The organism is Arthrobacter sp. B2a2-09 (genome assembly GCF_027587375.1).
GTDB lineage: Bacteria > Actinomycetota > Actinomycetes > Actinomycetales > Micrococcaceae > Arthrobacter.
This window is the reverse complement of the sequence record NZ_JAMXIC010000009.1, coordinates 86,865-111,873: the sequence shown is the minus strand read 5'-3', so window position 1 is coordinate 111,873 and position 25,009 is coordinate 86,865. Positions and strand designations below refer to the sequence as shown.

General features: G+C 64.3%; 27 protein-coding genes. 4 read left to right on the top strand and 23 right to left on the bottom strand.

The annotated features are described in order from the left end of the window. The 5 genes from miaB to NFJ07_RS12080 form a co-directional block, all read right to left on the bottom strand. Positions 1-1,596 carry a tRNA (N6-isopentenyl adenosine(37)-C2)-methylthiotransferase MiaB gene (gene miaB, locus NFJ07_RS12100; RefSeq protein ID WP_269994630.1) on the bottom strand — a complete coding sequence of 532 codons (1,596 nt, stop codon included), beginning with the start codon at positions 1,594-1,596 and terminating at the stop codon, positions 1-3. A 22-nt stretch (positions 1,597-1,618) separates the two neighbouring features. Next, a complete protein-coding gene (locus tag NFJ07_RS12095; RefSeq protein WP_269994629.1) occupies positions 1,619-2,884 on the bottom strand; it encodes a lytic transglycosylase domain-containing protein in 1,266 nt (421 codons plus the stop codon). Between the two features lie 129 nt (positions 2,885-3,013). Further along, positions 3,014-3,574: a regulatory protein RecX gene (locus NFJ07_RS12090; RefSeq protein WP_269994628.1), complete on the bottom strand. Its 561-nt coding sequence runs from the start codon at positions 3,572-3,574 to the stop codon at positions 3,014-3,016. A gap of 64 nt (positions 3,575-3,638) precedes the next feature. Beyond that, the gene (gene recA, locus NFJ07_RS12085; RefSeq protein WP_269994626.1) at positions 3,639-4,685 is read right to left on the bottom strand and encodes a recombinase RecA; all 1,047 of its coding nucleotides are present in this window, start codon (positions 4,683-4,685) and stop codon (positions 3,639-3,641) included. Positions 4,686-4,925: 240 nt separating this feature from the next. After that, positions 4,926-5,165, bottom strand: coding sequence for a DUF3046 domain-containing protein (locus tag NFJ07_RS12080; RefSeq protein WP_269994624.1), 240 nt, complete (start codon positions 5,163-5,165; stop codon positions 4,926-4,928). A gap of 41 nt (positions 5,166-5,206) precedes the next feature. On the opposite strand from NFJ07_RS12080, the gene NFJ07_RS12075 reads away from it, so the two are divergent. After that, entirely contained in the window at positions 5,207-5,704 is a 498-nt protein-coding gene (locus NFJ07_RS12075; RefSeq protein ID WP_269994622.1) for a MarR family winged helix-turn-helix transcriptional regulator, read from the top strand. Positions 5,705-5,774: 70 nt separating this feature from the next. On the opposite strand, the gene NFJ07_RS12070 is transcribed toward NFJ07_RS12075, so the two are convergent. The 9 genes from NFJ07_RS12070 to NFJ07_RS12030 all read right to left on the bottom strand — a co-directional run bounded on the left by NFJ07_RS12070 (position 5,775) and on the right by NFJ07_RS12030 (position 15,002). Further along, on the bottom strand, positions 5,775-6,227 hold the full coding sequence (locus NFJ07_RS12070; protein ID WP_059387810.1) for a helix-turn-helix domain-containing protein: 453 nt from the start codon (positions 6,225-6,227) through the stop codon (positions 5,775-5,777). Positions 6,228-6,359: 132 nt separating this feature from the next. After that, positions 6,360-6,863 carry a CinA family protein gene (locus tag NFJ07_RS12065; protein ID WP_269994619.1) on the bottom strand — a complete coding sequence of 168 codons (504 nt, stop codon included), beginning with the start codon at positions 6,861-6,863 and terminating at the stop codon, positions 6,360-6,362. Further along, positions 6,860-7,462 (bottom strand): CDP-diacylglycerol--glycerol-3-phosphate 3-phosphatidyltransferase, encoded by a 603-nt coding sequence (gene pgsA / locus NFJ07_RS12060; protein ID WP_269994617.1) that lies wholly within the window; start codon positions 7,460-7,462, stop codon positions 6,860-6,862. The genes NFJ07_RS12065 and pgsA overlap by 4 nt, the downstream gene beginning before the upstream one ends. A 9-nt stretch (positions 7,463-7,471) precedes the next feature. Beyond that, on the bottom strand, positions 7,472-10,324 hold the full coding sequence (locus NFJ07_RS12055; protein ID WP_269994615.1) for a DNA translocase FtsK: 2,853 nt from the start codon (positions 10,322-10,324) through the stop codon (positions 7,472-7,474). A gap of 210 nt (positions 10,325-10,534) precedes the next feature. Further along, entirely contained in the window at positions 10,535-12,226 is a 1,692-nt protein-coding gene (locus NFJ07_RS12050) for a ribonuclease J (protein ID WP_269994613.1), read from the bottom strand. Between the two features lie 27 nt (positions 12,227-12,253). Continuing rightward, positions 12,254-13,165 (bottom strand): 4-hydroxy-tetrahydrodipicolinate synthase, encoded by a 912-nt coding sequence (gene dapA, locus NFJ07_RS12045; protein WP_269994611.1) that lies wholly within the window; start codon positions 13,163-13,165, stop codon positions 12,254-12,256. A 64-nt stretch (positions 13,166-13,229) separates the two neighbouring features. Further along, complete coding sequence (locus tag NFJ07_RS12040; protein WP_269994610.1) at positions 13,230-13,976, bottom strand: carbon-nitrogen hydrolase family protein; 747 nt, start codon at positions 13,974-13,976, stop codon at positions 13,230-13,232. Next, the gene (locus tag NFJ07_RS12035) at positions 13,973-14,317 is read right to left on the bottom strand and encodes a hypothetical protein (RefSeq protein ID WP_269994609.1); all 345 of its coding nucleotides are present in this window, start codon (positions 14,315-14,317) and stop codon (positions 13,973-13,975) included. Before NFJ07_RS12035 ends, NFJ07_RS12040 begins: the two co-directional genes overlap by 4 nt. A gap of 127 nt (positions 14,318-14,444) precedes the next feature. Next, complete coding sequence (locus tag NFJ07_RS12030; RefSeq protein WP_269994608.1) at positions 14,445-15,002, bottom strand: hypothetical protein; 558 nt, start codon at positions 15,000-15,002, stop codon at positions 14,445-14,447. A gap of 193 nt (positions 15,003-15,195) precedes the next feature. On the opposite strand from NFJ07_RS12030, the gene NFJ07_RS12025 reads away from it, so the two are divergent. Then, entirely contained in the window at positions 15,196-15,570 is a 375-nt protein-coding gene (locus tag NFJ07_RS12025; RefSeq protein ID WP_269994606.1) for a PASTA domain-containing protein, read from the top strand. 82 nt (positions 15,571-15,652) lie between these two features. On the opposite strand, the gene NFJ07_RS12020 is transcribed toward NFJ07_RS12025, so the two are convergent. The 9 genes from NFJ07_RS12020 to NFJ07_RS11980 all read right to left on the bottom strand — a co-directional run bounded on the left by NFJ07_RS12020 (position 15,653) and on the right by NFJ07_RS11980 (position 23,385). Next, positions 15,653-16,141, bottom strand: coding sequence for a hypothetical protein (locus NFJ07_RS12020; protein ID WP_269994605.1), 489 nt, complete (start codon positions 16,139-16,141; stop codon positions 15,653-15,655). Between the two features lie 4 nt (positions 16,142-16,145). Continuing rightward, entirely contained in the window at positions 16,146-16,904 is a 759-nt protein-coding gene (gene dapB / locus NFJ07_RS12015) for a 4-hydroxy-tetrahydrodipicolinate reductase (RefSeq protein WP_269994604.1), read from the bottom strand. 127 nt (positions 16,905-17,031) lie between these two features. Beyond that, entirely contained in the window at positions 17,032-17,487 is a 456-nt protein-coding gene (locus NFJ07_RS12010) for a molybdenum cofactor biosynthesis protein MoaE (RefSeq protein WP_269994602.1), read from the bottom strand. Next, the gene (locus tag NFJ07_RS12005; RefSeq protein ID WP_269994600.1) at positions 17,477-17,977 is read right to left on the bottom strand and encodes a MogA/MoaB family molybdenum cofactor biosynthesis protein; all 501 of its coding nucleotides are present in this window, start codon (positions 17,975-17,977) and stop codon (positions 17,477-17,479) included. The genes NFJ07_RS12010 and NFJ07_RS12005 overlap by 11 nt, the downstream gene beginning before the upstream one ends. Then, positions 17,974-18,501 (bottom strand): cyclic pyranopterin monophosphate synthase MoaC, encoded by a 528-nt coding sequence (gene moaC, locus NFJ07_RS12000; RefSeq protein WP_269994706.1) that lies wholly within the window; start codon positions 18,499-18,501, stop codon positions 17,974-17,976. Before moaC ends, NFJ07_RS12005 begins: the two co-directional genes overlap by 4 nt. 74 nt (positions 18,502-18,575) lie before the next feature. After that, the gene (locus tag NFJ07_RS11995) at positions 18,576-19,796 is read right to left on the bottom strand and encodes a molybdopterin molybdotransferase MoeA (protein WP_269994598.1); all 1,221 of its coding nucleotides are present in this window, start codon (positions 19,794-19,796) and stop codon (positions 18,576-18,578) included. 46 nt (positions 19,797-19,842) lie between these two features. Continuing rightward, positions 19,843-21,402 (bottom strand): molybdopterin-dependent oxidoreductase, encoded by a 1,560-nt coding sequence (locus NFJ07_RS11990; protein ID WP_269994596.1) that lies wholly within the window; start codon positions 21,400-21,402, stop codon positions 19,843-19,845. Then, positions 21,399-22,667 carry a sensor histidine kinase gene (locus NFJ07_RS11985; protein ID WP_269994593.1) on the bottom strand — a complete coding sequence of 423 codons (1,269 nt, stop codon included), beginning with the start codon at positions 22,665-22,667 and terminating at the stop codon, positions 21,399-21,401. The genes NFJ07_RS11990 and NFJ07_RS11985 overlap by 4 nt, the downstream gene beginning before the upstream one ends. Beyond that, entirely contained in the window at positions 22,654-23,385 is a 732-nt protein-coding gene (locus NFJ07_RS11980) for a response regulator transcription factor (protein ID WP_269994705.1), read from the bottom strand. Before NFJ07_RS11980 ends, NFJ07_RS11985 begins: the two co-directional genes overlap by 14 nt. Before the next feature lie 178 nt (positions 23,386-23,563). Here NFJ07_RS11980 and moaA point away from each other — a divergent pair, with 178 nt between their 5' ends. Then, positions 23,564-24,694, top strand: a complete 1,131-nt coding sequence (moaA, locus tag NFJ07_RS11975; RefSeq protein WP_269994591.1) for a GTP 3',8-cyclase MoaA — start codon at positions 23,564-23,566, stop codon at positions 24,692-24,694. 4 nt (positions 24,695-24,698) lie between these two features. Next, a complete protein-coding gene (locus tag NFJ07_RS11970; RefSeq protein ID WP_269994590.1) occupies positions 24,699-24,965 on the top strand; it encodes a MoaD/ThiS family protein in 267 nt (88 codons plus the stop codon). Positions 24,966-25,009 lie beyond the last annotated feature (44 nt).

The window sequence follows — 25,009 nt, the reverse complement described above, 5'->3', positions numbered from 1 at the left end:
CTAGCCGCGTCGCACGGGAAGCGACGGCATTCCGAGAGAGACGCCCCTTAGGCTGCCGGACCCGGCGCCCGCCGCACTCGATGCCGGAGCGCCACAGGAATCGGCCTGCGAGCGGTCCCAGGCGTCGCCGGCACGGGAGCGCCTCAGGCTGTAGTCCGCCTGCGTCGCCGGATCGGAGACGAGGTGGAAGGCAGCAGCCTCCGTGATGGTCACGGTGACGAAGTCGCCAGGCCGAGGGGTCTCTGCGCCTTCGGGCACGGAGAAGTGGACCAGCCGCTGGTCCTGGGAGCGACCGGACAGGCGATGCGTTTCCTCGGCCTTGCGGCCGGACTGGGCCGTGACAAGGAGTTCAACCCGGCGTCCGAGCTGTTTCGCGTTCTCCTCGGCCGCGATGCGGTCCTGGAGGGCGGTCAGCCGCTCGTAGCGTTCCTGGACAACGGCTTTGGGCAGTTGCTCCGGAAGGTCCGCGGCCGGGGTGCCCGGGCGCTTGGAGTACTGGAAGGTGAAGGCTGAGGCGAAGCGTGACTTCTCGACGACGTCGAGCGTGGCCTGGAAGTCCTCTTCCGTCTCGCCGGGAAAGCCCACGATGATATCGGTAGTGATCGCGGCGTGGGGAATCTTGTCACGGACCTTGTCCAGGATGCCAAGGAACTTGGTGGATCGGTAGGAGCGGCGCATGTCCTTGAGTACCTTGTCCGAGCCGGACTGGAGGGGCATGTGCAACTGCGGCATGACATTGGCGGTCTCGGCCATCGCGTCGATGACGTCGTCGGTGAAGGCGGCCGGGTGCGGGCTCGTGAAGCGGACACGCTCGAGGCCCTCGATGTCACCGCAGGCGCGCAGCAGCTTGGAGAAAGCCAGGCGGTCCCCGAATTCCACGCCGTAGGAGTTCACGTTCTGGCCGAGCAGGGTGACCTCGACGGCGCCGTCGTCCACCAACGCCTGGATTTCGGCCAGAATCTCGCCGGGACGGCGGTCCTTCTCCTTCCCGCGGAGCGACGGCACGATGCAGAAGGTGCAGGTGTTGTTGCAACCGACGGAAATGGAAACCCAGCCCGAGTACACGGAGTCACGCTTGGTGGGCAAGGTGGACGGGAAAACGTCCAACGATTCCAGGATCTCCAGCTGTGCCTCATTGTTGTGGCGGGCCCTGTCCAACAACGCCGGCAACGCCCCCACATTGTGGGTCCCGAACACGGCATCCACCCAAGGCGCCTTGCGCACGATCGTTTCGCGGTCCTTCTGCGCCAGGCATCCGCCCACGGCGATCTGCATGCCCGGATGGGCGGCCTTGACCTGCTTGAGTTCCCCGAGGTTGCCGTAAAGCTTGTTGTCGGCGTTCTCACGGACAGCGCAGGTATTGAAGACAACGACGTCGGCCACGCCGCCGTCGAAGGGCACGTATCCTGCGTCCTCCAAGAGTCCTGCCATGCGCTCGGAGTCATGGACATTCATTTGGCAACCGAAGGTGCGGACCTGGTAGGTGCGCTTCGCGCCGTCGGGTGCCGAGTCGCTGACGGGTGCCGAGTCGCTGACAGGGGCCGGAGTGGGCTGCTGAAGGGAGGCTGGTGCTGGTGCTGCGGAAGGGGAACTCACCAATCTAGGGTAGCCCCTCGGACTAGTACCAGTTGAAGCCCATCTCATGCTGCCAAGCGTTGCAGGGGGAACCGTAACGGTCGCGGATATAGCCCAGGCCCCAATCGATCTGGGTCCGGTAGTTGCTGAGCCAGTCGCTGCCTGCCGAATAGTATTTGTCCGCCGGCAGCGCCTGCGCAACACCGTAGGCGCCGCTGCTGGGATTGGTGGCATCCGTCATCCAGCTTGATTCCTGGGTCCATAGCAACGACAGGCACTGCATTTGGTCCTGGCCCCAGCCGTAGGCGCCGAGCCGGGACGAAGCATATTGCCGTGCACCTGATGGATCATCGACGACGTTTCCCCCGCCACCGCCTCCCCCGCCACCGAAGCTGCCTCCGCCGCTGCTGCCGCCGCCTCCGCTGCTAATGGGCGGCGGAGCGGCTTGCTGGGCCGGTTGGTTACTGGCAGCGGCTGCCGCTGCGGCTGCGGCTGCGGCATCTGCTGCTCGCTGCGCCGCCTCCCTCTTGGCTTCCTGGGCAGCCTGATAGGCGGCAAGCGCCACCTGGCCCTCTTGGTATTTTTGCGCAACTGCGGCAGAAGTGGATGTCAGGGACGCGAGCTGGGCGACCATGGTCTTTCGCTGGCCGTCCGTTGCGGCAACGCTGTCTTCGGCGGCGCGTCTGGCAGACTCTGCGGCCTGTGCCTTTGCCGCGGCGTCACTGTCCAACTGGGCCAAGACATCGCGGGCAGCTTGTTCCTGGGCAGTTGCGGCCGCAGATGCCTGGGACGCGCTCAGGGCATCATCGTGCAGTTTCGCCGTACGATCCATAACCCGGTTCAGCAAGGCGAAACTTTGAATGTTGTCTGGTTCGATGGCGGCATTCGCAACGGACCAAGGACCGGGATCGAAGCCGCCCGACTCATATGCCTTGACCACCAGGGAAGAAGTGGCCTTCTTCAGGGAATCCGCTTTTGCCTTGGCCTGCTGGGACGCCTCGGCCAGTTTCTGGGTCACTGCCTGCTGATGTTGCAGGGCATCATGGGCTTTCGCGTACTCAGTGCCCGCCTTGATGGCTGCCGCGCCGAGCTCGCCGGACTTCTGCTGAAGGCCAACCATTAACTGGTTGATGCGGTCAACTTCGGCGCTTGCGGCTGCTTCATTTCCCTGGGCCTGTTGCACCTCAGCCCAACTGGGATAGCCCGACGGCGGAGCATCGTCGTCCGCTGAGGCCGGGCCTGCCTGGAGTAGCGACGCGACAAGTAAGGGCACAATGATTGCCGAAAGCCGTAACGACAACGGATTCATTGGATCTGACCTGCTTCCCGACTCGGAACACTAGTCCAGAACCTTAGCCGACCCCCACCAAGAACCCAGCTAACCCCGCCGCCCGGGACAATACTCACAGGCAGCTCTCAGTTTCCCGGGCGACCCTGCCTAGCCGATGTCACCTCCTTCAGGACTACCGTGGGCCCCCGTACTGCGGGACTCCGACTCCCCCGCCAAGGCTTCGTCCAAGACCTCGCCAACAATCCGGAACGCCGCTGATGGCTGGTAGCCCTTGCGGGCAAGCATGGACGCGAGCCGCCGGGTCTGTTTGTCGCGCTCAACCCTGTCGGAAAGGTCGGCGCCGGCCCTCAAACGCCGCGCGACCAAGTCCCTGGCCGCGTTTCGCTCGTCGTCATCGCTCACTTGCGCCAGCGCCTGCTCCGCCGTTTCAACGGCGATGCCCTTGTCCGCCAATTCACGCCTCAAGGCACCCCGGGCGAGTTTCCTCGACTGGGCACGGCTGCGGACCCACATCTCGGCGAAGTCGGCGTCATCAATGAGCCGGACTTCCTCGAAGCGGTCCAACACGGCTTCGGCCACATCTTCCGGCACATTCCGCTCAGCCAGTTTCCGCGCAAGCTGAAGCCTGCTCTTGGGCGAGTTGGTCAGTTGCCGGAGAACAATGGCCCGGGCAACCGCTTCCGGATTGGCTTCAGGGTCCGCTGCCACGGACGAATCCGCAGACGGACCCCAGGACCGGGAAGAACTTGAAGACCGGGAGTAGCCCTGGCGCTTAGCCGTCAACGGCCTTCAGCTTCGGCGAGGCCTCGGTTTCGGCAGGCTTGACTCCGACACCAAGCTTTTCCTTGATGAGCCGCTCAAGGTCCGCGGCCAGCTCCGGGTTGTCCCGCAGGAAGCGGCGGGAGTTCTCCATACCCTGCCCCAGCTGGTCACCGTCATAGGTGAACCATGAACCGGATTTCTTGATGATGCCGTGCTCGACGCCCATGTCGATGATGCCGCCCTCACGGGAAATGCCCTGGCCATAGATGATGTCGAACTCAGCGATCTTGAAGGGCGGAGCCATCTTGTTCTTGACGATCTTGGCCTTGGTGCGGTTACCTACCGAATCCGCACCTTCCTTCAGCGTCTGGATGCGGCGGACGTCGATGCGGATGGAAGCATAGAACTTCAGGGCTTTACCACCGGTGGTGGTTTCCGGGGAACCGAAGAAAACGCCGATCTTCTCACGGAGCTGGTTGATGAAGATAGCGGTGGTCTTGGTCTGGCTCAGCCGGCCGGTGATCTTACGCAGTGCCTGGCTCATGAGACGGGCTTGGAGGCCGACGTGGGAGTCGCCCATTTCGCCTTCGATTTCAGCGCGGGGAACCAAGGCGGCGACGGAGTCAATCACGACGACATCCAAGGAGCCGGAGCCGATCAGCATGTCCATGATTTCCAAAGCCTGCTCACCCGTATCCGGCTGCGAAACCAGCAGCGCGTCGGTGTCGACGCCCAGTTTCGCGGCGTACTCGGGATCGAGGGCGTGCTCGGCGTCGATGAAGGCTGCGATGCCGCCCTGGCGCTGGGCGTTGGCCACAGCGTGAAGCGCGACGGTGGTCTTACCTGAGGATTCCGGGCCGTAGATTTCCACGATACGGCCGCGCGGCAGGCCGCCAATCCCAAGCGCGACGTCCAGGGCGATGGAACCGGTGGGAATGACTTCGATGGGCGCACGGATGTCGTCACCCAAGCGCATGATGGAGCCCTTGCCGAATTGCTTGTCGATCTGGGCAAGCGCTGCCTCGAGCGCCTTCTCACGATCCTGGTTTGCCGCCATGGTTCACACCTCTGATGCTTTCTCGCTGTGGACTGGCCTGAACGGCCGCTTTCCTGTCTCATCCGACGCTAGTATGAGCCGCTGACAATTTTGTGTGCGAACTCGCCTATGTGGACAACTACGGGCTTCGAATGACACGGAAACCGCTCCGCCAGGATCAATTTTCCTCTGATAGGAGCATAGCCTCATCCGAACAGATATTCGAACAAATTTGCGGGCGTGTCCGCCAGGAACTGGAACTCAGAACGTCCCGGAACCCTTGTCGGCTGGCTTGATATCCCTGCCGAGCCGCCGCTCCGTAGGAACGTCCTGGACGTCGCACAGGGCAAGCCAGACGTCGCGGGGGCTGTAGCCCGCTGCCAAGGCGTCGTTTGCCGTACGGCTGCCGACGCCGGCCAATACAAGGGAGCTGCTGAGGACCCTGGAGTAGCCAGCCCCGAATTCATCGTCCATCAGCCGCCAGAAGTCACTGATACGCACCAATAGAGTCTCTCACGGGAGCGGACTCTAGAATGGTTGTCATGAGCAACACTCCCGACGACGCGCCAGAGATGGTGGAGGCAGGCGACAGCGTCGACGCCGCCCTCCAGCAGGTGGAACACCAGCTGAGCATGTTCTGGCGACGCGCACGATCCCTGTCCCATCAGTTATCCCGCCAGGTCCACCCCGACATGGAACCAGCCGCTTATGGACTGCTGTCGATCATCCGGACGGAGGGTCCCATCCGCCTGACGGAGCTCGCGTCATGCATCGGCGTCGGGAAGCCGTCGGTGAGCCGCCAGATCGCGTTCCTCGAGAGCATCGGCATGGTCTACAAAGAAGCCGACCCCCAGGATGGCCGGGCACAATCGATCCGGCTCACCCCCAAGGGCGAGGAAAAGATGCACCAGGTCCAGGACGCGCGCCGGCAGGTATTCCGGGAACGCCTGGGTGAGTGGCCGCTGGACGAAATCCAGACCCTGGCGGACTACATTGAGCGGCTCAACGCTGCTTACGGCGAAGGAATCGGCAAGGACTGACCACCAAGCCACAAAGACCCAAGAAGGAGGGCCACCAGCTGGTGGCCCTCCTTCTTTACTTCAGGTCCGTCTAGCGGGCTCCGGAGAGCATGCCCTGGGTGAAATCGTCGTTTAGTTCGGCGCTGAGCTCGCGGTCGAGATCGCGGCCGTAGCGCTGGGCGAATTCCTGCGGGACGGTATCCGGAACAGCGACGCCTTCGGCGACGGCAACCCGGTCACTGACCTCGCGGAGCATACCTGACAACGGAACGTCCAGGGCCGAGCAGATCGAGGACAGTAGCTCTGAGGATGCTTCCTTCTGACCACGCTCAACTTCGCTCAGGTAGCCAAGGGAAACGCGGGCGCTGTGCGAGACTTCGCGGAGCGTACGGCCCTGACGCTGGCGGACATCGCGCAGGACATCACCAATTTCGTGACGCAGTACAACCATTTTGCGCTCCTTCTGTTCGCTCGGTGCCTTCTCGGCCAAGCCCACATCCTTCCAGCGGACAACGCCGTTTATGGATACGGGCTGCTTAACCATCTGTATCGCCTTGCTCCCTCGTGAGTCCGGTTCACCTTGCAGGTGCACCGGTTGTTTTCTACATCCTAGGCGCCCCGGCCATTCCGAGGCGACACAATGTAACAACTATTGGGCCACTGTTTTTGTTCCCGGCTACTTTACGGGTGGTAGGTCGGCACGGACAAGGCACTCCAACAAGCGCTCCAGCGCGGCCACCGTTGCCTGCGAACGGATACCTGCCCGATCCCCAAGAAAGGAGTAGGCATGAGCCTCGGCTCCGCTCGATGTGGCGACGCCAATGAAGACGGTGCCAACCGATCTCCCGTCGTGCGGCAGAGGCCCCGCAACCCCCGTAGTGGACACCCCGACGTCGGCCGCGCACGCGAGCCTGGCGCCCTCGGCCATTGCCATGGCCACCTCGGCGTCGACGGATCCGACGGCGGAAAGCAGCTTCTCGGACACCCCCAGGATTCCGGCCTTGACCGCATTCTGATAGGCGACCACCCCGCCCTGGAGCATGCCCGACGCCCCTGGAGTATCGGCGAGGGTGGCGGCAACCAGCCCGGCCGTCAGGGATTCCGCGGTAGCCACGGTGATGCCCCGCTCGATGGCGAGGGCGACGGCGGACGCGGCCACCTCATCAGCGGCACGGCTCATGCGCGCTTGCCTGCCGCGCGAAGCTTTGCGGCTTCGATCACGTATTCGACTCCGGTCCACACCGTGATGGCGAGGGCGGCGATCATGACCCAGAAGGCCACGCTGAGGAGCCACGGCGCGAAAGAATTCAGCGGCAAGATGTAAAGGAAGATGGCGACAGTCTGGATGACAGTCTTGAGCTTGCCGCCACGCGAGGCCGGCATCACGCCATAGCGGATGACGAAGAAACGCAGGGCGGTGATTCCCCATTCGCGAACGAGGATGAGGATGGTGATCCACCAAGGCAGCTCCCCCAGCGCCGACAGGAGAACCAGTGCCGATCCGATGAGCAACTTGTCGGCAATGGGGTCCGCGATCTTGCCGAAGTTGGTGACGAGGTTGCGGCTCCGGGCGATGTCGCCGTCGAGCTTGTCTGTATAGATCGCCACGGCGAAGGCCACCACGGCGGCCCAGCGCCAGATGCCGTGCTGGCTGTTGTCCTCCAGGAGGAACCACACAAAGAACGGGACCAGGACAATTCGGAGCATCGTCAGGATGTTGGGCAGGTTCCAGATATCGGAGCTGCTGGAACCGGCTTTGCTGCCCTCGGATGTAGTCACCCCTCTAGGCTACCGTCCGGTCAATGACCAGGCGTCTTCGCCGCCCTCGTCCTCGTCATCGAGGCCATCTGCTCCGTCGTGGTATTCCGTGACCTGCTTGCGGCGCTCGAGATCGGCGGCCACGAGGTCCTCTGCGTATCCGCCGACGGCGATGTTCGCGTTCGCGTTCTCGCTCAGGGCGGCCGTGTGCGCGTCCGGGGTAGCCGGTGCGTCCTGGCCCTTCATGGCCGCCAGCACGGGAGCGAGGTCGTCGGGCTTGACCAGCACATCGCGGGCCTTGGAACCTTCGGACGGACCCACGACGCCCCGCGATTCCAGCAGGTCCATGAGGCGGCCGGCCTTCGCGAAGCCGACGCGGAGCTTGCGCTGCAGCATCGACGTGGAGCCGAACTGGGTGGTGACCACGAGTTCGGTGGCCTGAAGCAGGACCTCGAGATCGTCTCCGATGTCGTCGTCAATCTGCTTCTTCTGCGCCTCGGGTGCGACGTCGTCGCGGTAGACGGCCTTGAGTTGGCCCTTGACGTGTTCCACCACGCGGTGGATTTCGGACTCGGTGACCCAGGCGCCCTGCACGCGCATCGCCTTGGAGGCGCCCATGGGCAGGAAGAGCGCGTCACCCTGGCCAATGAGTTTCTCCGCGCCCGGTTGGTCCAGGACCACACGGGAGTCGGTGACAGAGGACGTCGCGAAGGCCATACGCGAGGGGACGTTCGCCTTGATCAGGCCTGTGACGACGTCAACGGACGGACGCTGGGTGGCCAGGACCAAGTGGATGCCGGCAGCACGGGCGAGCTGGGTGATCCGGACAATCGAGTCTTCGACGTCGCGTGGGGCAACCATCATCAGGTCGGCGAGCTCGTCCACGATCACCAGCAGATAAGGGTACGGCTTGACGACGCGCTTGGAGTCGACCGGCGGAACAACCTTGCCGGCACGGACAGCCTTGTTGAAGTCGTCGATGTGCTTGAAGCCATAGTTGGCGAGGTCGTCGTAGCGGGCGTCCATTTCACGCACTACCCACTGAAGTGCCTCGGCAGCCTTCTTGGGGTTGGTGATGATGGGCGTGATGAGGTGCGGAACACCCTCATACGCGGTCAGTTCCACGCGCTTCGGGTCCACCATGACCATGCGGACCTCATCCGGTGTGGCGCGCATCAGGATCGACGTGATCATGGAGTTCACGAACGACGACTTACCGGCACCCGTAGCACCGGCCACGAGCAAGTGCGGCATCTTGGCGAGGTTCGCGACGACGTAGCCGCCTTCGACGTCCTTGCCGACGCCCATCACCATCGGGTGGTCTGTCCGCCGCGCGTTCTGGCTGCGCAGGACATCGCCGAGGGACACGGTCTCGCGGTCCGTGTTGGGGATCTCGATGCCGATGGCCGACTTGCCCGGGATGGGGCTGAGGATACGGACATCACTGGACGCCACGGCGTAGGAGATGTTCTTGGACAAGGCCGTGACGCGCTCCACCTTGGTGCCGGGAGCAAGCTCAATCTCGTAGCGGGTCACGGTGGGGCCGCGGCTGAAGCCGGTAACGGTAGCGTCCACGTTGAACTGCTGCATCGTGTCCGTCAGGGCGGCCACGATGGCGTCGTTCGCTTCCGTGCGCTCCTTCGGGATGGAACCTGGAGTCAGGTTGTCCGAGGACGGCAGCGTGTAGGTGACGTCCCCCGCGAGCGAAAGTTGTTCGGTGCGCTGCGGGATCGGCGTCGGGGGCGGCGGCGGACTGACCGGGGCCGAAGGAACAATGACCGGGGGGACGACGGCGGCCGGCGCGACCAAGGGGATCGCCTCGGTAGCGTTCTGGTCCGGTTGCGTCTTTCCAAGTCCCTGGGCCGCTTTGATCTTTTCGACGGCGATTTCGGCCTGGGTCGGCCGGCGCACCCCCGGCGGTACGGACGGCTCGGCCCTCGCGGCGGTGGCCTCGTCGTCGTCGACTATTGCGTGCTCAAACGCCTCGTCGCCAACATAGCCCTCGAGCCTGGCATCGTCGTCGTGGTCCTTGCCGAAGAGGCGCTTGCGGCGCTTCTTCTTCGGCGCTTCTACGGCATCGTTTTCGTACAGGTAGCTGCGGTCGTGGGAATCGCCGTGTTGCGCGTCGGCATCCACCAGGTCGACGCCCATGAGGTGCTCGTAGGCGCCACGGATACGCCGGGGAATAGCACCGAAGGGCGTGGCCGTGACAATCAGGAGGGAGACGAACGCCAAGGCACCGTAGACCATGACGGGGACGGCGGGGTGGATGGCGGCAAGGGGCGACGCCGCGAGGAAGCCGAGCATCCCGCCCGCGCGCCGGAGCCCCTCGAAGCCATCGGCGACAGTCGGCTGGCCCCCGATAATGTGGGCCAAGCCTGTGCCGGCGAACGTCATGATCAGGAAGCCGATGCCAACGCGGTTGTTGCCACGGCTGTCCCACGGTTGCCGGAAAAGCCGGAAAGCGCAGACGAAAAGCATGAGCGGCAGAAGCAGGGATACCCAGCCGAAGGTTCCGTTCACGATGCTGTAGACAACGTCCGGGAACCAGCCTTTGAAGCCCCACCAGGCGAAGGTTGCTATGAAGACACCGAGCGCCAGGTTGAAAAGCGCGGCGCCGTCCCGGCGGTCCGCGGGATCAAGGTCACTGACGTCGTGACCGATCCGGCGGATTCCCGCACCGACCACGTGCCCGATTCCCAGCCAGACACCGGCAAGCGCGCGCAGGATCCACGGCTGTTGGGGTTCGACGACGGCGGCCTGCTTGCCGCGGGCCGTGCCTGTGCCGCTCCGGCCGGTCTTAGCCGGGGTCCGGCCGCTGCCCGAGCCGCCGGATTTGCTATTGGAGCTGCCTCTAGGCGCGGAGGTAGTACGAGTCGCCATATCGGCCACGCTACCCCAACCCGTCCGGAAAACCGCGGATTTCAGGGGCGCGGAGGAACCATGTTGCCCCTGTTGAACAATCTGCAGACCTGGTTTCACCGCGGGCTGGGCCTGAAATACGAACGGCCCGGTTCGCTTGAACCGGGCCGTTCGGAGCCTGACACTGGGGCACCCGTGCCGGCACCGCCTGCAGGAGTCATACCTCCAGGACTAGGCTTCCAAAACCAACGGGATGATCATGGGGCGCCGGCGAAGCTTGCGGTTGACCCACGTGCCGATCACACGACGCACCACTTGCTGGAGCTGGTGGTTGGTGTGGTCAGCGTGGTGAAGCACTGCGTCTTCAAGGGCCGCGTTGATCTTGGGGATGATCTCATCGAACACGGAATCGTCCTCGGCCACGCCGCGGGCGTGGATTTCCGGGCCCGAAACGATCTTGCCGGTGGTCCGGTTGATCACGGTGATAACCGAGATGAAGCCCTCGTCGCCGAGGATCCTGCGGTCCTTGAGGTCAGCGTCGGTGATTTCACCCACGCTGGAGCCGTCCACGTAGACGAAGCCCACTTCCACCTGGCCCACCACATTGGCTTTGTGGTCCCTGACGTCAATGACCGTGCCGTTGTCGCTGAGGATGACGCGGTCCGAGGGCACGCCGGAGTCCACCGCCAGGTTGCCATTGGCGATGAGGTGCCGGGTTTCGCCGTGCACAGGCATCGCGTTCAGGGGCTTGAGGATGTTGTAGCAGTAGAGCAGTTCGCCGGCAGCAGCGTGGCCGGAGACGTGCACTTTGGCGTTGCCCTTGTGGACGACGTCGGCGCCGAGCTTGAGCAGGCCGTTGATGATCCGGTAGACCGCATTCTCGTTACCCGGGATGAGGCTCGAGGCCAAAATGACGGTATCCCCCTGGCCGACGACCACGCGGTGGTCACCGTTGGCCATCCGGGACAGTGCCGCCATGGGTTCGCCTTGTGAACCCGTGGACATCAGGACCACGCGGTGGTCCGGCAGGTTGTCGATGTTCTTGATGTCCACGAGGATTCCTGGCGGGACGTCAAGGTAGCCCAGTTTCGCGGCGATAGCCATGTTGCGCACCATCGAACGGCCCACGAAGGCGACATTGCGGCCATGCTTGGCGGCGGCGTCGAGCACTTGCTGCACCCGGTGCACGTGCGAGGAGAAGGACGCAACGATGATGCGCTTCTTGGCCTGCCCGAACAAACGGTCCAGGGTGGGACCGATTTCCTTTTCCGCCGTGGTGAAGCCGGGCACATCCGCGTTGGTGGAGTCGGCCATGAACAGGTCCACTCCTTCTTCGCCCAGGCGGGCAAAGTGGCGCAGGTCCGTGATCCGGCCATCCAGGGGTAGCTGGTCCATCTTGAAGTCGCCCGTGTGCAGCACGTTGCCGCCGGCGGTGCGGATGAAGACGGCCAAGGCATCCGGAATGGAGTGGTTGACGGCAACGAATTCGCATTCGAAGGGGCCGAACTGCTCCACCTGTCCTTCGGCGACCGTGAGCGTGTACGGCTTGATCCGGTGTTCCTGTAGCTTGGCCTCAACGAGGGCAAGCGTCAGCTGGGAACCGACCAACGGCAGGTCCGGACGCAGGCGGAGAAGGTACGGCACAGCGCCGATGTGGTCTTCGTGGCCGTGCGTCAGGACGATGGCAACTACGTCGTCCAGCCTGTCCTCGATGTACGAGAAATCGGGCAGGATCAGGTCAACACCCGGCTGGGTCTCTTCAGGGAAGAGCACGCCGCAGTCAACCACCAGCAGCTTGCCGTTGATTTCGAAAACGGCCATGTTGCGGCCGATCTCCCCCAGCCCGCCAAGGGGCACAATCCGGAGTGTTCCCTGCGGAAGTTTGGGCGGGGTGACAAGTCCGGGAAGGGCGGTTTGGGTCATAATGCGCTACTTTCCGGCGGAATCCTTCTAGACAGTGAAGTCCATTCCAGCTTCCGCCAAGTCCTCGCGGATGATTGCGATCTCGGCGGCGTCCGGCTCCACGAGGGGCAAACGGACAACCGAGTTGGGCAGGACTCCCTGCCATTTAAGAATTTGTTTGGCTGCGACGGCGCCTTGGACCCGCGTCATGGTTGCACGGATCACGGGCTCGAGTTCGAAGTTGATCTTGCGTGCCGTGCCGAGGTCGTTCGCGTTGATTGCGTCGATGAGCTCACGGAAACGGCGGGTGACGACGTGGGTGGTGACGCCTATCAGGCCCACCGCACCCATTGCCATCCACTGGAGGGTCAGGCCGTCGTCGCCCGAGTAGAAAACGAGGTCGGTTTCCGCCATGACCCGGGTGGCCGCAGCGAAGTCGGCTTTGGCATCCTTGACCGCAACGATGTTGGGGTGGGAGGCAAGGCCGATCATCGTCTCCGGGGCGATCTGGATGGAGGAGCGCCCGGGAATGTCATACAGCATGACGGGGAGCTCAGTGGCGGACGCAATGGTCTCGAAGTGGGCCCGGACGCCGGCTTGGCTCGGCTTGTTGTAGTACGGGGTGACGATCAAGAGTCCGTCGACGCCGAGCTTCGCGGCTTCCTGGGAGAGATGCACCGAGTGCGCGGTGTCATTGGTTCCAGTTCCGGCGATGATTGCTGCGCGACCGCCCACAGCTTCCTTCACGGCGCGGAACATGCCGAGGTTTTCCTCATCGGTGAGCGTGGACGTCTCGCCGGTTGTTCCGGTGACGACCAGGCCATCGCAGCCATCGTCAACAAGCTTGACTGCCAGTTCCGCTGCCTGCTTGTAGTCAACTTCGCCGTCCTTGGTGAACGGGGTGACCATGGCGGTCAGAAGGGTACCGAGAGCAGGAACGTTCGCACGAGAGTCAGACATATGAAAAACGTTACCCTGTCAGCTGCGGGTTAGGAGAATGGGGCCCGCGTGATTGTCGTCAAATTCAGCGAAATGGGAGCAAGGCCTCAGGCTGAAGCGTCGCTATGGCAATTGCCGAACCGCTGACGTCGAGCTGGGCGAGGACGCGGCCGTCCGGCCCCCAAGCGCCGCTGAGTCCACACGAATCACCAATGGCGCCGGAACCGCCCATATTGGCCAACACACCGAACATGCGGTTGTCCATGGACCGGGCCCCGAGATGGAGGCCCAGCCGGTGTTCTTCGCCTTGAACGTAGACGGCGGAGACGGCATAGAGGTCGGCTCCCGCCTCGGCCGCCGAAGACGCGTGGGACGGGACGGCCGCGTCGAAACAAATGGCCAGGGCAATCCGCCACCCGTCGAGTTCAAGGAGGGCCGGACCCTCTCCCGGCACGAACAGCTCCCGCTCGGCCCCGTGCACGTGGGTCTTGAACGCTGGGGCAGCATCCCCTGGAGGCCGAATGACGAGGGAAGCCAGGCGTGGCGTGCCGTCGCCTTCCCGGAATCCGGCGCCCACAATCACCGTGACGCCCGTTCGCCTGGCGATTTCACGGATACGCTCAAGTCTCGGATCCCCCGGAGCCACCCAGGCTTCCTCGTCGGCGTACAGTTCGAGGTCATAGCCCGTCAGCGACAACTCCGGGAAGACGACGAGGCGGGCACCCCGCGAATGGGCATCCTCGATATGGCGCACATGCTCCGGCACGTTGGCGAGAACACCGCCGTCGAGCGCTTCGTATTGAATGGCGGCAACAGTCAGGGCAGAAGTCACCCAGCCATCCTAGGCCGTGTCTCCGGCGAGCAATACCGGGCAACCGCCGACTCCCGCAAGCGGTCCGCCCACGCCCCCAGCCGCTGGGCAGCCCGCACATAGTCGAACAATTCGACGGGGGTCAACGATTCAAGGTCAGTCTCCGCGAGCCGCCTGGCGAGTTCGGCGCCCGGCTGCTGTTCGCCCAGAACGGTACCCTCGCGCCGCCACTGCACATCTTCAGGCGGTTCCCCCGCCACAAGCTGCCGGAAGAGGAAATCGACGACGCCCGGGCTCATCGCCTTCATGGGCCCGTCCAGGCCTTGGGGGTACGCGTTCGGCCGCTTCGAAGGATCGTTCATGCAGCCATGGTATTCGAACATATATTCGAATACAAGGTGTTTCCTTCGAGGGACAGCCGCTACCGCTCCGCCATGTTGCATCTGATACGGGATCCACACCGGGAACCGGAATATGGCTCGCCTTCAGCTACCGATTCCTCGTCCTGAGCCTCATCCAGATGCCAGCGGCGAAGACCAAGGAAACGAATGCAATCGGCCAGAGCAACGAAAGCGTCATAATGTCTCCAGCCGCTCCGGCGACTCCAGCGATGGCCCCAACAACGACTCCGATGAGGGCCAGCACAAGGGACCTTCTCTGCCAGGTCCTAGCATCACTATCGTTGAGGCTCGATAGCTTGAATTGAGCAGTGCGTTCCGGTTCATACAGCGAGGCCACGAACCCACTAATCAGGATTGGGTAAAACGCCAGATCCGAGCTGCCCCCCGGACGGTCAAGACTGGGTTGCGTGACCATGATCAGGATGATGGACACTAAGACGACCCCACCCAGTGTGAGGTACTTCCACCGCTGGTGGGTCAGCACAAGGCGCCCCGTTCTGGCCCTCCCGACCATGACTACGATGGCCAAAGCAAGCTGCCCTACGGCCACGAGGACCGAAAGGATTCCGAGGTTCGGGTCCTTGTAGCCAATCGCTGGATACCAAAACAAGAACAGCGATGTGGCGGCCAGAGCGATGATCACCATGCCACCCGCGATCCGAAGCATCGCGTCGGTTTCTTTAGACGCCATACGCTAAGTGCAACCGTCCGCTATCCGGCTGTCAATAAGCGGCGGGGCGATGAACTGCCGGAATTGAGCACGGTGTTGCGACTGCTGTCGGTGACGTGTTGTCTGCGTGTTGGACGGGCCGGAGAATACCGGTAGGAGGTTAAATGCCATGCCTGACGACGACCAACGGGCCGCGGACTTCGTCCTTGTCCCCGATGTTGTTGGGGAACGCTTCCTCAAAGCGCGGGAGATAGCACAAGCGGCTGGCCTGACCTTGGCGAATCCAGATCCGGATGGGCCTCCGATCAATGAGCTCGCGTGGCGCCGTAACTCGACCGTCCAGAGCCAGTTTCCGGCACCCGGGAGTGTGTTGTACCGAAACGACTCCCTCCGGGTATGGCTTCGCTCGGATCTTGAGCCGGATATGGCCCGCAAGATCGACAGCCCACCGCCCTCGGTGGACTCGGCTCACGCAGTTCCGGAAGACCCTCCTCGAATAGTCGCGCTTACCAGCGAAGACCGGGCGGACGAAACCGCCGAGTAAAGCTGCCAGCTGCTCGTGGTGGGAACCGCTGACCTTCGATTTCGGCGGGCTATTCGTTCAAAAGCTACTCCGCAAGTTGCGGCTACCGCTCAGCTACTGTTGGTTCGGCACGGAAGAGGCGCACGGCGTCGCGCATGGATTCCCTCGCACGCTTGCGGTCGCCAGCGGCATCATAGGCGCAGCTGAGCCGGAACCAGGAGCGCCAGTCCTCGGGGGCGGCCTCGGCCTCCACGCGGTACTTCTCAAACTCGGCGTCGGCGGCGGCACGCACGATGCGGCCTCCCGGTGTGCGGGGCAAGTTGTCCACAGGCAGCCCGCCTTCAGCTTCGAGCACCTTGGCCATCTTCTCCGTGCGTGCACCGAACACAAGCTCGCGGATCAATGCCCACGCCCCGATGATGGGAAGCACGAGGTAGGCAGCGCCGATTCCCTTGGCGACCAGGTTCGCGTCACTGAGCAGCAGGATCGAGCGTTCGAAGGTGACCACGAGGTAGAGAACCAACAACAGGGTGACGGCACCCACCCAGATCTTGGTGCGGTTCTCCTTGAATGCGTTCCAGAGCGAGCCCATGCGCCTACAGCCCCAGATCCAGATAGCCGTCCAGGCCGACTGTCAGCCCGGGGTGGGACGCCACATTGCGCAGTCCCAGCAACACGCCGGGCATGAAAGACGCCCGGTCGAAGGAATCGTGGCGGATGGTCAGTTGCTCTCCTGGCCCGCCGAGTAGCACTTCCTGATGTGCCACGAGTCCGCGCAGGCGGACGCTGTGGACACGGACACCGTTTACGTCGCAACCGCGGGCACCGTCAAGGGCGGTGTTCGTCGCATCCGGGCTTGCCGGGACGCCCGCTTCTTCGCGGGCGGCGGCAATGAGCTGGGCCGTGCGGACGGCCGTGCCCGAGGGCGCGTCCACCTTGTTCGGGTGATGCAGCTCGATGATTTCCACCGATTCGAAATACTTGGAGGCCTTGGCGGCGAAAGCCGAGGCGAGGACGGATCCGAGGGCGAAGTTGGGGGCGATAAGGACGCCTGACTCCGGGTTAGCCGCAAGCAACCCGCGCAACGCCGCAAGCCGCGCGGCGTCCCAGCCGGTGGTGCCCACAACGGCATGCATGCCGTGTTCGACGGCGAAACGGACGTTAGCTTCAGTGCTGTCCGGAACGGTCAGGTCGACGACATACTTGGCGCCGGCGTCGAGCAGGGTATCAAGGGAATCGCCGCGGCCGAGCGCCGCGACGAGCTTCATGTCGGCGGCTGCCTCCACGGCTTTGACGGCTTCGATACCCATGCGCCCCTGGGCGCCCAGCACGGCGACAGCAAGTTGTTCGGTCATGCCCTTAACCCTACCGGGCGCAGCACACCGGGATTGCCCCAACGTGGGGTCGCCGGAACTGTGCCGGTTCGCCCGAACGCTCCGGCGAACCGGCACCGTTCCGGCGATTTCGACGGGAAGCGCTCAGCTACTCCCCTGCCCCGACCCACTCGACGGTGCCGTCGCTGAAGAACTGTTCCTTCCAGATGGGCACTTGCGCTTTGATTCTGTCCACAAGCTCCGAGCACACAGCGAAGGCTTGTCCGCGGTGGGCAGCGGCAACAGCGCAGACGAGCGCAGGTTCGCCAATCTCCAGCAGACCGATCCTGTGTGCTGCCCAAATACGGACAGGCTGGGCAGCTTCCCCCGAGTGCTCCGTCACGAGCTTCGCCACGACGTCGGCCATGACCTGGTGGGCAGTGGGGTGGGCACTGTAGCTGAGCTTGTCGACAGGCTTGCCGCCGTCGTGGTTCCGGACCACACCGCTGAAGCTCACCACCGCTCCCGCCGTGTCCGATTCCACGGCTGCTATGGCCTGGTCCACGGAAATCGGCTCTGCGCTGAGGATCGCGCTGATGACTTCGAAGTCGGTTTCAGTGCTCATGACTTCCTTCCAACTGATCGCATAGGTGGGCGATGACGGGATCAAGAACGGCAAGGCCGTCCATCACACCCTTCGGCGAACCCGGCAGATTCACGATGAACGTCTTGCCGGCAGTACCCGCGTGGCCCCGGCTCAGCATCGCCATAGGCGTCTTGGCGGCTCCGGCGCGGCGGATGCCTTCCATGAGCCCTGGTATTTCGCGATCCAGCAAAGGCAATGTGACTTCCGGAGTGCGGTCATCAGGGCTCAGCCCGGTGCCGCCGCTCGTAATGACGACGGAGGGTTCCAGGGTCAACAGCGCCCGGATGGCGGCACCGACCGGCTCGCCGTCCGGCACCACCATGACGGGGAAGGTCTCGTAGCCGTGTTCGACCAACCAGTCCAGGATCACGGGGCCGCTCTTGTCCTCGTAGATTCCTGCCGCGGCGCGGTTGGACGCGATGACCACGCCGGCCTTCCGCGGACCACGGACGGGTTCGCAGGCGTTCATGCGCGTTCTCCTTCGCCGGACGAGCTGGCCGCGCCGGACGAGGCTGGAAGGGCCCAGTCGCCGCTTTTCCCGCCGCTCTTGGCCAGCACCTGGATGCCGCTGATAACGGCGTGCTTGTCCACTGCCTTGATCATGTCGTAGACGCTCAAGGCAGCCACCGAGGCGGCAGTCAAAGCTTCCATCTCCACGCCCGTGACGCCCTTGGTCTTCACCGTTGCCAGGACAACTACCGTGTCCGGGCCGAGTTCGAAGTCCACCGTGACCTTGGAAATCGGCAGCGGGTGGCACAGCGGGATGAGTTCGGGCGTCTTCTTGGCTGCCATGATGCCGGCAACACGCGCTACGGCAAGGGCGTCGCCTTTCGGAAGCTCACCGGCTCCGAGCAGGGTAAGCACCTCGGACGTGCTGTGGACGGTGGCGGTGGCGGTGGCCTCCCGCGTGGTCACTGCCTTCTCGGAGACGTCGACCATTTGGGCCGTTCCATCCTGGCGCAAGTGGGTGAGGCCGCCGACGTCATGGCGCAGCTCGGTAAGGCCGCCGACGTCCTGGCGCAAGTGGGTGAGGCCGCCGACGATGCCTGCGGGGTCTGAAGTGTCATTCACAACATCCATACTTCCACTTCCGCTCCGGCGTCGAGTTCCGTGACGGCTGCAGGCACCTGGACCAGGGCGTTCGAGTTGGCGAGCGCATGGATGAGATGGGAGCCGGCGCCTCCCTCAAGCCTTACCGTTCCACCCGGAAGCAGCGTGCCTCTGCGGACCTGGTGCTTACCGGCGGGCGAGGTCAAAGACTCCGTAAGGCGGGCCTGGAGGCTCGGACGCAATGCGGGGCTTCCCACGACGGCGGCGAGCGCCGGTCGAAGGAACATTTCGAAGGACACGAGACAGCTCACCGGATTGCCGGGAAAACCGAGGAAGGGAACGCCGTCGAACGTCCCGATCCCTTGGGGGCCGCCGGGTTGCATGGCCACCGACACGAACTCGACCGGCTGGCCCTCCATGGCCTGCCGGACCACTTCGTAGGCGCCCTTGCTGACGCCCCCGGTGCTGACGATGAGATCGATGGTTCCACTCCGGCTGCGGAGGAGCGCCAGCAGCTCGGTGGGATCGTCGCCGCTGATTCCCGTCCGCGTGACGTGGAGGCCGGACTGCAGCATGGCGGCTTCAAGCAGGGTTCCGTTGGAATCGTAGATCTTGCCTTCCGGCAGCGACATACCGGGTTCCACGACTTCATCGCCGGTGGTCACCAGAAGCACGCGCACCGGCGTGCGGACCTCGACGGCGGTCATCCCCAAGGCGGCAAGCAGACCCAGTTGCCCGGGCCCGAGAGCCGTTCCGGCGCGCAACGCAACGGTGCCCGCGGTGATGTCGCTCCCGGCGTCGCGGACGAATGTCCCCGGCTCGGTTGTGGGAAGACGGACGGTTGTTGCCACACCTGGGGCGGGAAAGACATCAGGCACCGCCTGTTCGATAGGCACGACGGCGTCGGCACCCTCAGGCATCATGGCGCCGGTCATGATCGGGGCTGCGGTGCCGGGCATGAGTCGCACCGGTGCCGCGCCTGCCGGGACGGGATCCACTACAGTCAGCTCCGCACCGGCGTCGCTCGCTGCATGGGGGGCCAGATCCGCTGAGCGGACGGCAAAACCGTCCATCTGGGAGTTGGCAAACGGCGGCAGGCTGAGCGGGGCAAGGACATCGGCGGCAAGCACCCGGCCGAGCGCCGCCATCAATGGCAGCTCTTCGGTGCCCTCCTTGTGTGCAAGGCCGGACAGCAGCTCCTGGACGGCTTGGCGGTGGGCAGCGACGGATCTTGCCACGAGTGTTCCTCCCGGGTTGTTTCGCTCAGACCTACACAGCCTAATGTCAGTTGGCGGTGACGTGGATGGTGTGGAATCCCGTGGCGCCGTCCGGGGCTACGGGAGTTTGGGCTTCGGTCTGCGCCGTACCGGTGGTATCGGTGGCCCGGACCTGGACTTCATGGTTCCCGGGGCCCAACTCAAGGCCCAGCTGCCATTGGTACCACGTGTCCGAGGAGATCCCCGGTGCGAGCTTGGCTTCCTGCCAATTGCCCCGGTCGACGCGCACCTCCACCCGGGAAACCCCGCGGTGTTGAGCCCAGGCGACACCGCCGAACTGGACTGTTCCGGCCTTGACCGAGCGGCCGTCCCGGGGCACATCGATGCGGGACTGCGTCTTGATGGGGCCGTGGTCGCTCCAACCGCGCGGAACCCAGTAACCCTGGTCGTCAGCGAAACGCGTGACCTTCAGTTCCGTCAGCCATTTGGTGGCCGAAACATATCCATAGAGGCCCGGGACGATCATCCGGACGGGGAAGCCGTGCTCCAGCGGCAAGGGTTCGCCGTTCATTCCGACGGCAAGGATCGCGTCGCGACTGTCGGTGAGCGCTTCGAGGGGGGTCCCGGCAGTCCAGCCGTCAGTGCTGCGGGACAGCACCATGTCCGCCCCGGACTTGGGCCCAGCCATGGCCAGGAGTTCGCGGACCGGCCAGCCCAGCCAGAGGGCGTTGCCGATAAGGTCTCCACCGACTTCGTTGGACACGCAAGCGATGGTCACGTAGCGCTCGATCATCGGCTTGGCCAGCAGCGTGGCGAAATCCAATTGGACTTCGCGTTCCACCAAGCCGGTCACCTTGAGGGTCCAGTCCGGCGGATTCACGGCTGGGGGGATCAGCGCAGTGTCGATCCGGTAAAAGTCGGGGTTCGGCGTGACGAGCGGCTGCAGACCCGCCAAGGTGAGTGCGGCGCCGTCGGGAACCTTCTGCGGAGGCGTCACCGGGGTGGGAAGGGCCAACCCACTGCGGAAATCCGATGCCACCGTTCCTGCCCTGCGCACCACCGTCGTCACGATCCCTACGGCGACGGCTGCGATCGCGCTTCCACCCAGCAATTGCATAAAGCTTCGGCGGGCCAATGGCATGTCGGCCGCTTCGGGCACGGGACGCCAGGTTTCGAGCCTCTGGATCAGGAGCCTGAGGAAAAGCATGGTGACCACTGTGGCCACGACGGGGGCTACGGCCGCGGAAGGTGCCGCTTGGGCACGGGTCAGCACGGCAGCCAGCCCCGCCGCTCCTGCGAGCAAGGCAAGCGCCAGCCCCGCTCCTTTTCGCCGGTACTCCAGGAGGCCAGCGACCGCGGCGAGGACCAAGGTCACCAGGGCGATGCTGACGATCAGGGCAATTTTGTCATTGGTGCCGAAAAGGTTGACGGCCAGTTCCTTGGCCCAACCCGGTACGGCGTCGATCACCACACCGCCCAGTGCGGTGACCGGCGAGACGGACGGGCTCAGGAACCCGGCCAGCAACTCGCCGGCCGCCACGCCGAGCCCGATGGCCACCACGCCGCACGCCGCCGCCCATCGGGCAGCCGTCCTGATACTGGCTTTCTTCGAAGTGGTCCTGCTCATGATGTGCCTGCCTGTTTGGTGCCCTCTGCCGGAATGGTGTCCGCGGGAACTGTCTGTATCGGAAAAGCCTCGGTGCGGGACGCGCTTGCCTGTGCGCCCGATGGAAGGCGGAGCGTGAAGCGGCAGCCCTCCCCCGTGTTCGCCACCATGACAGTGCCGCCATGCGCCTTCACAATGCCCGCCACCATGCTGAGCCCTACTCCGGCCCCGCTATATCGCGGTGGACCCCCTCCGACCGGCGTTCCTGCTCCCCGGGAACGGTCCTTTTGCCAGCCGGTCTCGAAAACGTGGGCGAGGTCCTCGTCGTCGATCCCGCCGCAGCTGTCCACGACGTCGACGACGGCGTCGCTTCCGTCACGTCCGACACGGACCAAGACCCCGCCGTCGGGCCGGCTGTAGATAATTGCGTTGAGCAGCACGTTCCGGACGGCCCTTCCCAGGCTTGGCCCGTCCGCGACGGCCATGCACTCGCGGTCGCCGCCGCCGTCGAGCCGGATGCCGCGCTGGGCGGCGAGCGGCGCGAGATCGGCGATGGCGTCGCTCACCAGGTCGTAGAGGTCCAAGGATTCTGCGCTCAGCCTTAGGGTTCCCGCCTGGATTTTGGACAGTTCCAGGAGGTCGTTGACCATTACTGCCATCTGGTCCGTCTGGGCGATGATCTTGCGATAGTACGCGGGGACGTCGGACGCCATGCCGTCTTCCAGCGCTTCGGCCATGGCCCGCATGCTGGCCAAAGGGGTCCGGAGGTCGTGCGAGATCCAGGAGACCAGTTCGCGGCGGGCGGTTTCGACGGCGGCTTCCCGTCGCCGGGATTCCTCCAGTTTGATGCTGCTCGCTTCGAGTTCCTGGGCGAGCTGGGCAAGCTCGGAGTTCATGGCCGGTCCGGTTCGCCGCGATGCTGATTGTGGCAGGAACGAGCCGTCGAGGGCTTCTCCGCTGCCGAGGCGTCGCGTCGCTGCCACGAGCCGGATGGCGTTGCGGGACACCCCGGCGCCGAGGACCATGGAAATCGCAATGGCCACGGCCGAGGCCACCCCGAGGATGTACCACATGACTTCGAGGTCCAGGGCGGAAATAAACATGGCGTTGAAGGCGCTCACCATCCCGGCCACGAGAACCGCAACGGTGGCCACCACCACGAGGCATATCTGCACCAGGATCGAAGCGCCCCGCAGGAAACGCAGCAAGGCAAGGGTCAAGGCGCCGATGAGGACAGCCCACAGCAGCATCCAGCCCAGGATAGTGAACATTTCAGCTGGCTGCATGTCCACCTTCCTTCGCGTCAAAGCGGTAGCCGACTCCCCAGACCGTCTTGAGCAGCACCGGTGTGGTGGGATTGTCCTCGATCTTTTCTCGCAAGCGACGGACGTGGACCGTCACTGTGGACAAATCCCCGAAGTCCCAACCCCACACTGCCTTGATGAGATCCTCGCGGCTGAATACTTGGTTGGGCCGACGGAGCAGGAACGCCAGCAGATCGAACTCACGCACCGTAAGCATCAGGGGTTTGCCGTCACGGAGCACAGTGCGCGAGGCCGGATCCAGTGCGAAGCCGGCGAGCTCCACGGGAGGTTCCGGGCTGAATTCCCGGATGCTCCGGCGCAACACGGACTTCACCCGGAGGACCAGCTCGCGGGGTGAGAAGGGCTTGGTGACATAGTCGTCCGCACCGGTTTCCAGGCCCAGGATCCGGTCGTCTTCCGTGCCAAGGGCAGTGACCATGATGATGGGAACGCTCATGGCCAGGCGCAGCCTGCGGCACACTTCCACGCCGTCGAGTCCGGGCAGCATCCGGTCCAGGATGACGAGGTCTGGCCGCCTGGCGGCCGCGACGCTCAGCGCGGTGAAGCCGTCGCCCGCGAGATCGACCTGGAAGCCTGCTTGGACCAGGTAGTCCCGGACGACGTCGGCGATGGTCTGCTCGTCTTCGACCAGAAGAATGCGGCGATTGCCGAGTTCGGCAGCGTGCGGGGCGGGCTGCATGTTCACACCTTCAGCATAGATTCGCATGGTGCCCGCGGTACGTGTTCCAGGCGACCCCGGGGCAACTGTATGTATTCCGTAAGAAGTCAGGCCTTGCCTTGCCTTCCACGGGAGCGGACGACGAACATGACCAGTGGGCGATATCACGCTCGGGCCCAGCCTGGCGTAGCCTGAACCCATGAGTGTTCAGCTAGGCATGCCGTTGCCCCCTACGGGCGATGGGACGGGAAGCAGCGTGTCTGCGCCCCCGCAGCGCCCTGCAGGAACTCCCCCTGGCCTGTTCGACCGTTACGGACGCAGGGCCACCGATATGCGCTTGTCCCTGACGGACAAATGCAATCTCCGGTGCACTTATTGCATGCCCGCCGAGGGCCTTGAATGGTTGTCCAAACAGGCCGTCATGACCGCCGCCGAGATTGTCCGGTTGGTGCGGATCGGCGTCGAGCAACTCGAGGTCCGCGAGCTGCGCCTCACAGGGGGCGAGCCCTTGGTCCGCGCCGACCTGGTGGATATCATCTCGGCCCTCCGCGAGGCGCACCCCGATCTGCCGATCTCCATGACCACCAACGGCGTCGGACTCGACAAGAAAGCGGCGGCGCTCAAGGAAGCCGGACTCACGCGCATCAACGTGTCCCTTGACTCCCTCCACGAAGAAACGTTCGCCAAACTGACCAGGCGACCCTTCCTCGACAAAGTGCTTGCCGGCGTCGATGCCGCCTGGGCTGCAGGCTTGGGTCCGGTCAAGATCAATGCCGTCCTCATGCGGGGAATCAACGACGCCGAGTCCCCAGACCTCCTGGCCTGGGCTTTGGACCGCGGCTATGAACTGCGCTTCATCGAGCAAATGCCGCTGGACGCAGATCACGGTTGGACCCGGCGGGACATGATCACCGCAGCCGAGATCCGCGAACTGCTTTCGCGCGACTTCGCGCTGAGCCCGGATCCGCGTGAACGCGACGGGGCACCGGCTGAACGATTCGAAGTACGACGCCGGAACTCCTCGTCCGCTGAAGCCACCGGTCCGGTTCTGGGCACCGTCGGCATCATCGCCTCCGTCACCGAACCGTTCTGTTCCGATTGCCGGCGCACCAGGATTACCGCCGAAGGCAAGATCATGAGCTGCTTGTTCTCCCGCGAGGAGTTCGACCTCCTCGGCTTGCTCCGGCAAGGCGCCAGCGACGAGGAGCTCGCCCAACGCTGGCAGGACGCGATGTGGATCAAACCCAAGGCGCACGGCATGGACCACACCGGCCTCGGCGCACCCGACTTTGTCCAGCCGGACCGCAGCATGAGCGCAATCGGAGGCTGAGGCTTTGCTCGTAAGATACTTCGCTGCCGCGCGCGCCGCGGCAGGCGTCGAAGAGGAACACCACAACCTTCCGAAAGGAACCAGCCTAGACGGGCTGATCGCGGCTGTGCTCGCCGTCGAACGTCCGGAACCACCGGCTGGCACGCCACCCCTCGCCCGGATCGTTTCGCGCAGCAGCTTCCTGCGCAATGAGGTAGCAGTTCGCGACCGTTCGGCCGCCCTCGGTGCGGACGACGTCGTCGACGTCCTCCCGCCGTTTGCCGGGGGCTGAGTCGACGTCAGCACCCAGCGCGAAGGGTGGTTCCCCAGGTCCAA

What these genes read in the sequence shown, in the direction of transcription:
- NFJ07_RS12095 (WP_269994629.1), bottom strand. Translation starts at nt 2,884, where the DNA reads ATGAATCCGTTGTCGTTACGGCTTTCGGCAATCATTGTGCCCTTACTT.
- recA (WP_269994626.1), bottom strand. Translation starts at nt 4,685, where the DNA reads ATGGCGGCAAACCAGGATCGTGAGAAGGCGCTCGAGGCAGCGCTTGCC.
- NFJ07_RS12075 (WP_269994622.1), top strand. Translation starts at nt 5,207, where the DNA reads ATGAGCAACACTCCCGACGACGCGCCAGAGATGGTGGAGGCAGGCGAC.
- NFJ07_RS12070 (WP_059387810.1), bottom strand. Translation starts at nt 6,227, where the DNA reads ATGGTTAAGCAGCCCGTATCCATAAACGGCGTTGTCCGCTGGAAGGAT.
- NFJ07_RS12065 (WP_269994619.1), bottom strand. Translation starts at nt 6,863, where the DNA reads ATGAGCCGTGCCGCTGATGAGGTGGCCGCGTCCGCCGTCGCCCTCGCC.
- NFJ07_RS12055 (WP_269994615.1), bottom strand. Translation starts at nt 10,324, where the DNA reads ATGGCGACTCGTACTACCTCCGCGCCTAGAGGCAGCTCCAATAGCAAA.
- NFJ07_RS12050 (WP_269994613.1), bottom strand. Translation starts at nt 12,226, where the DNA reads ATGACCCAAACCGCCCTTCCCGGACTTGTCACCCCGCCCAAACTTCCG.
- dapA (WP_269994611.1), bottom strand. Translation starts at nt 13,165, where the DNA reads ATGTCTGACTCTCGTGCGAACGTTCCTGCTCTCGGTACCCTTCTGACC.
- NFJ07_RS12035 (WP_269994609.1), bottom strand. Translation starts at nt 14,317, where the DNA reads ATGAACGATCCTTCGAAGCGGCCGAACGCGTACCCCCAAGGCCTGGAC.
- NFJ07_RS12030 (WP_269994608.1), bottom strand. Translation starts at nt 15,002, where the DNA reads ATGGTGATCATCGCTCTGGCCGCCACATCGCTGTTCTTGTTTTGGTAT.
- NFJ07_RS12025 (WP_269994606.1), top strand. Translation starts at nt 15,196, where the DNA reads ATGCCTGACGACGACCAACGGGCCGCGGACTTCGTCCTTGTCCCCGAT.
- NFJ07_RS12020 (WP_269994605.1), bottom strand. Translation starts at nt 16,141, where the DNA reads ATGGGCTCGCTCTGGAACGCATTCAAGGAGAACCGCACCAAGATCTGG.
- dapB (WP_269994604.1), bottom strand. Translation starts at nt 16,904, where the DNA reads ATGACCGAACAACTTGCTGTCGCCGTGCTGGGCGCCCAGGGGCGCATG.
- NFJ07_RS12010 (WP_269994602.1), bottom strand. Translation starts at nt 17,487, where the DNA reads ATGAGCACTGAAACCGACTTCGAAGTCATCAGCGCGATCCTCAGCGCA.
- NFJ07_RS12005 (WP_269994600.1), bottom strand. Translation starts at nt 17,977, where the DNA reads ATGAACGCCTGCGAACCCGTCCGTGGTCCGCGGAAGGCCGGCGTGGTC.
- NFJ07_RS11990 (WP_269994596.1), bottom strand. Translation starts at nt 21,402, where the DNA reads ATGAGCAGGACCACTTCGAAGAAAGCCAGTATCAGGACGGCTGCCCGA.
- NFJ07_RS11985 (WP_269994593.1), bottom strand. Translation starts at nt 22,667, where the DNA reads ATGCAGCCAGCTGAAATGTTCACTATCCTGGGCTGGATGCTGCTGTGG.
- NFJ07_RS11980 (WP_269994705.1), bottom strand. Translation starts at nt 23,385, where the DNA reads ATGCAGCCCGCCCCGCACGCTGCCGAACTCGGCAATCGCCGCATTCTT.
- moaA (WP_269994591.1), top strand. Translation starts at nt 23,564, where the DNA reads ATGAGTGTTCAGCTAGGCATGCCGTTGCCCCCTACGGGCGATGGGACG.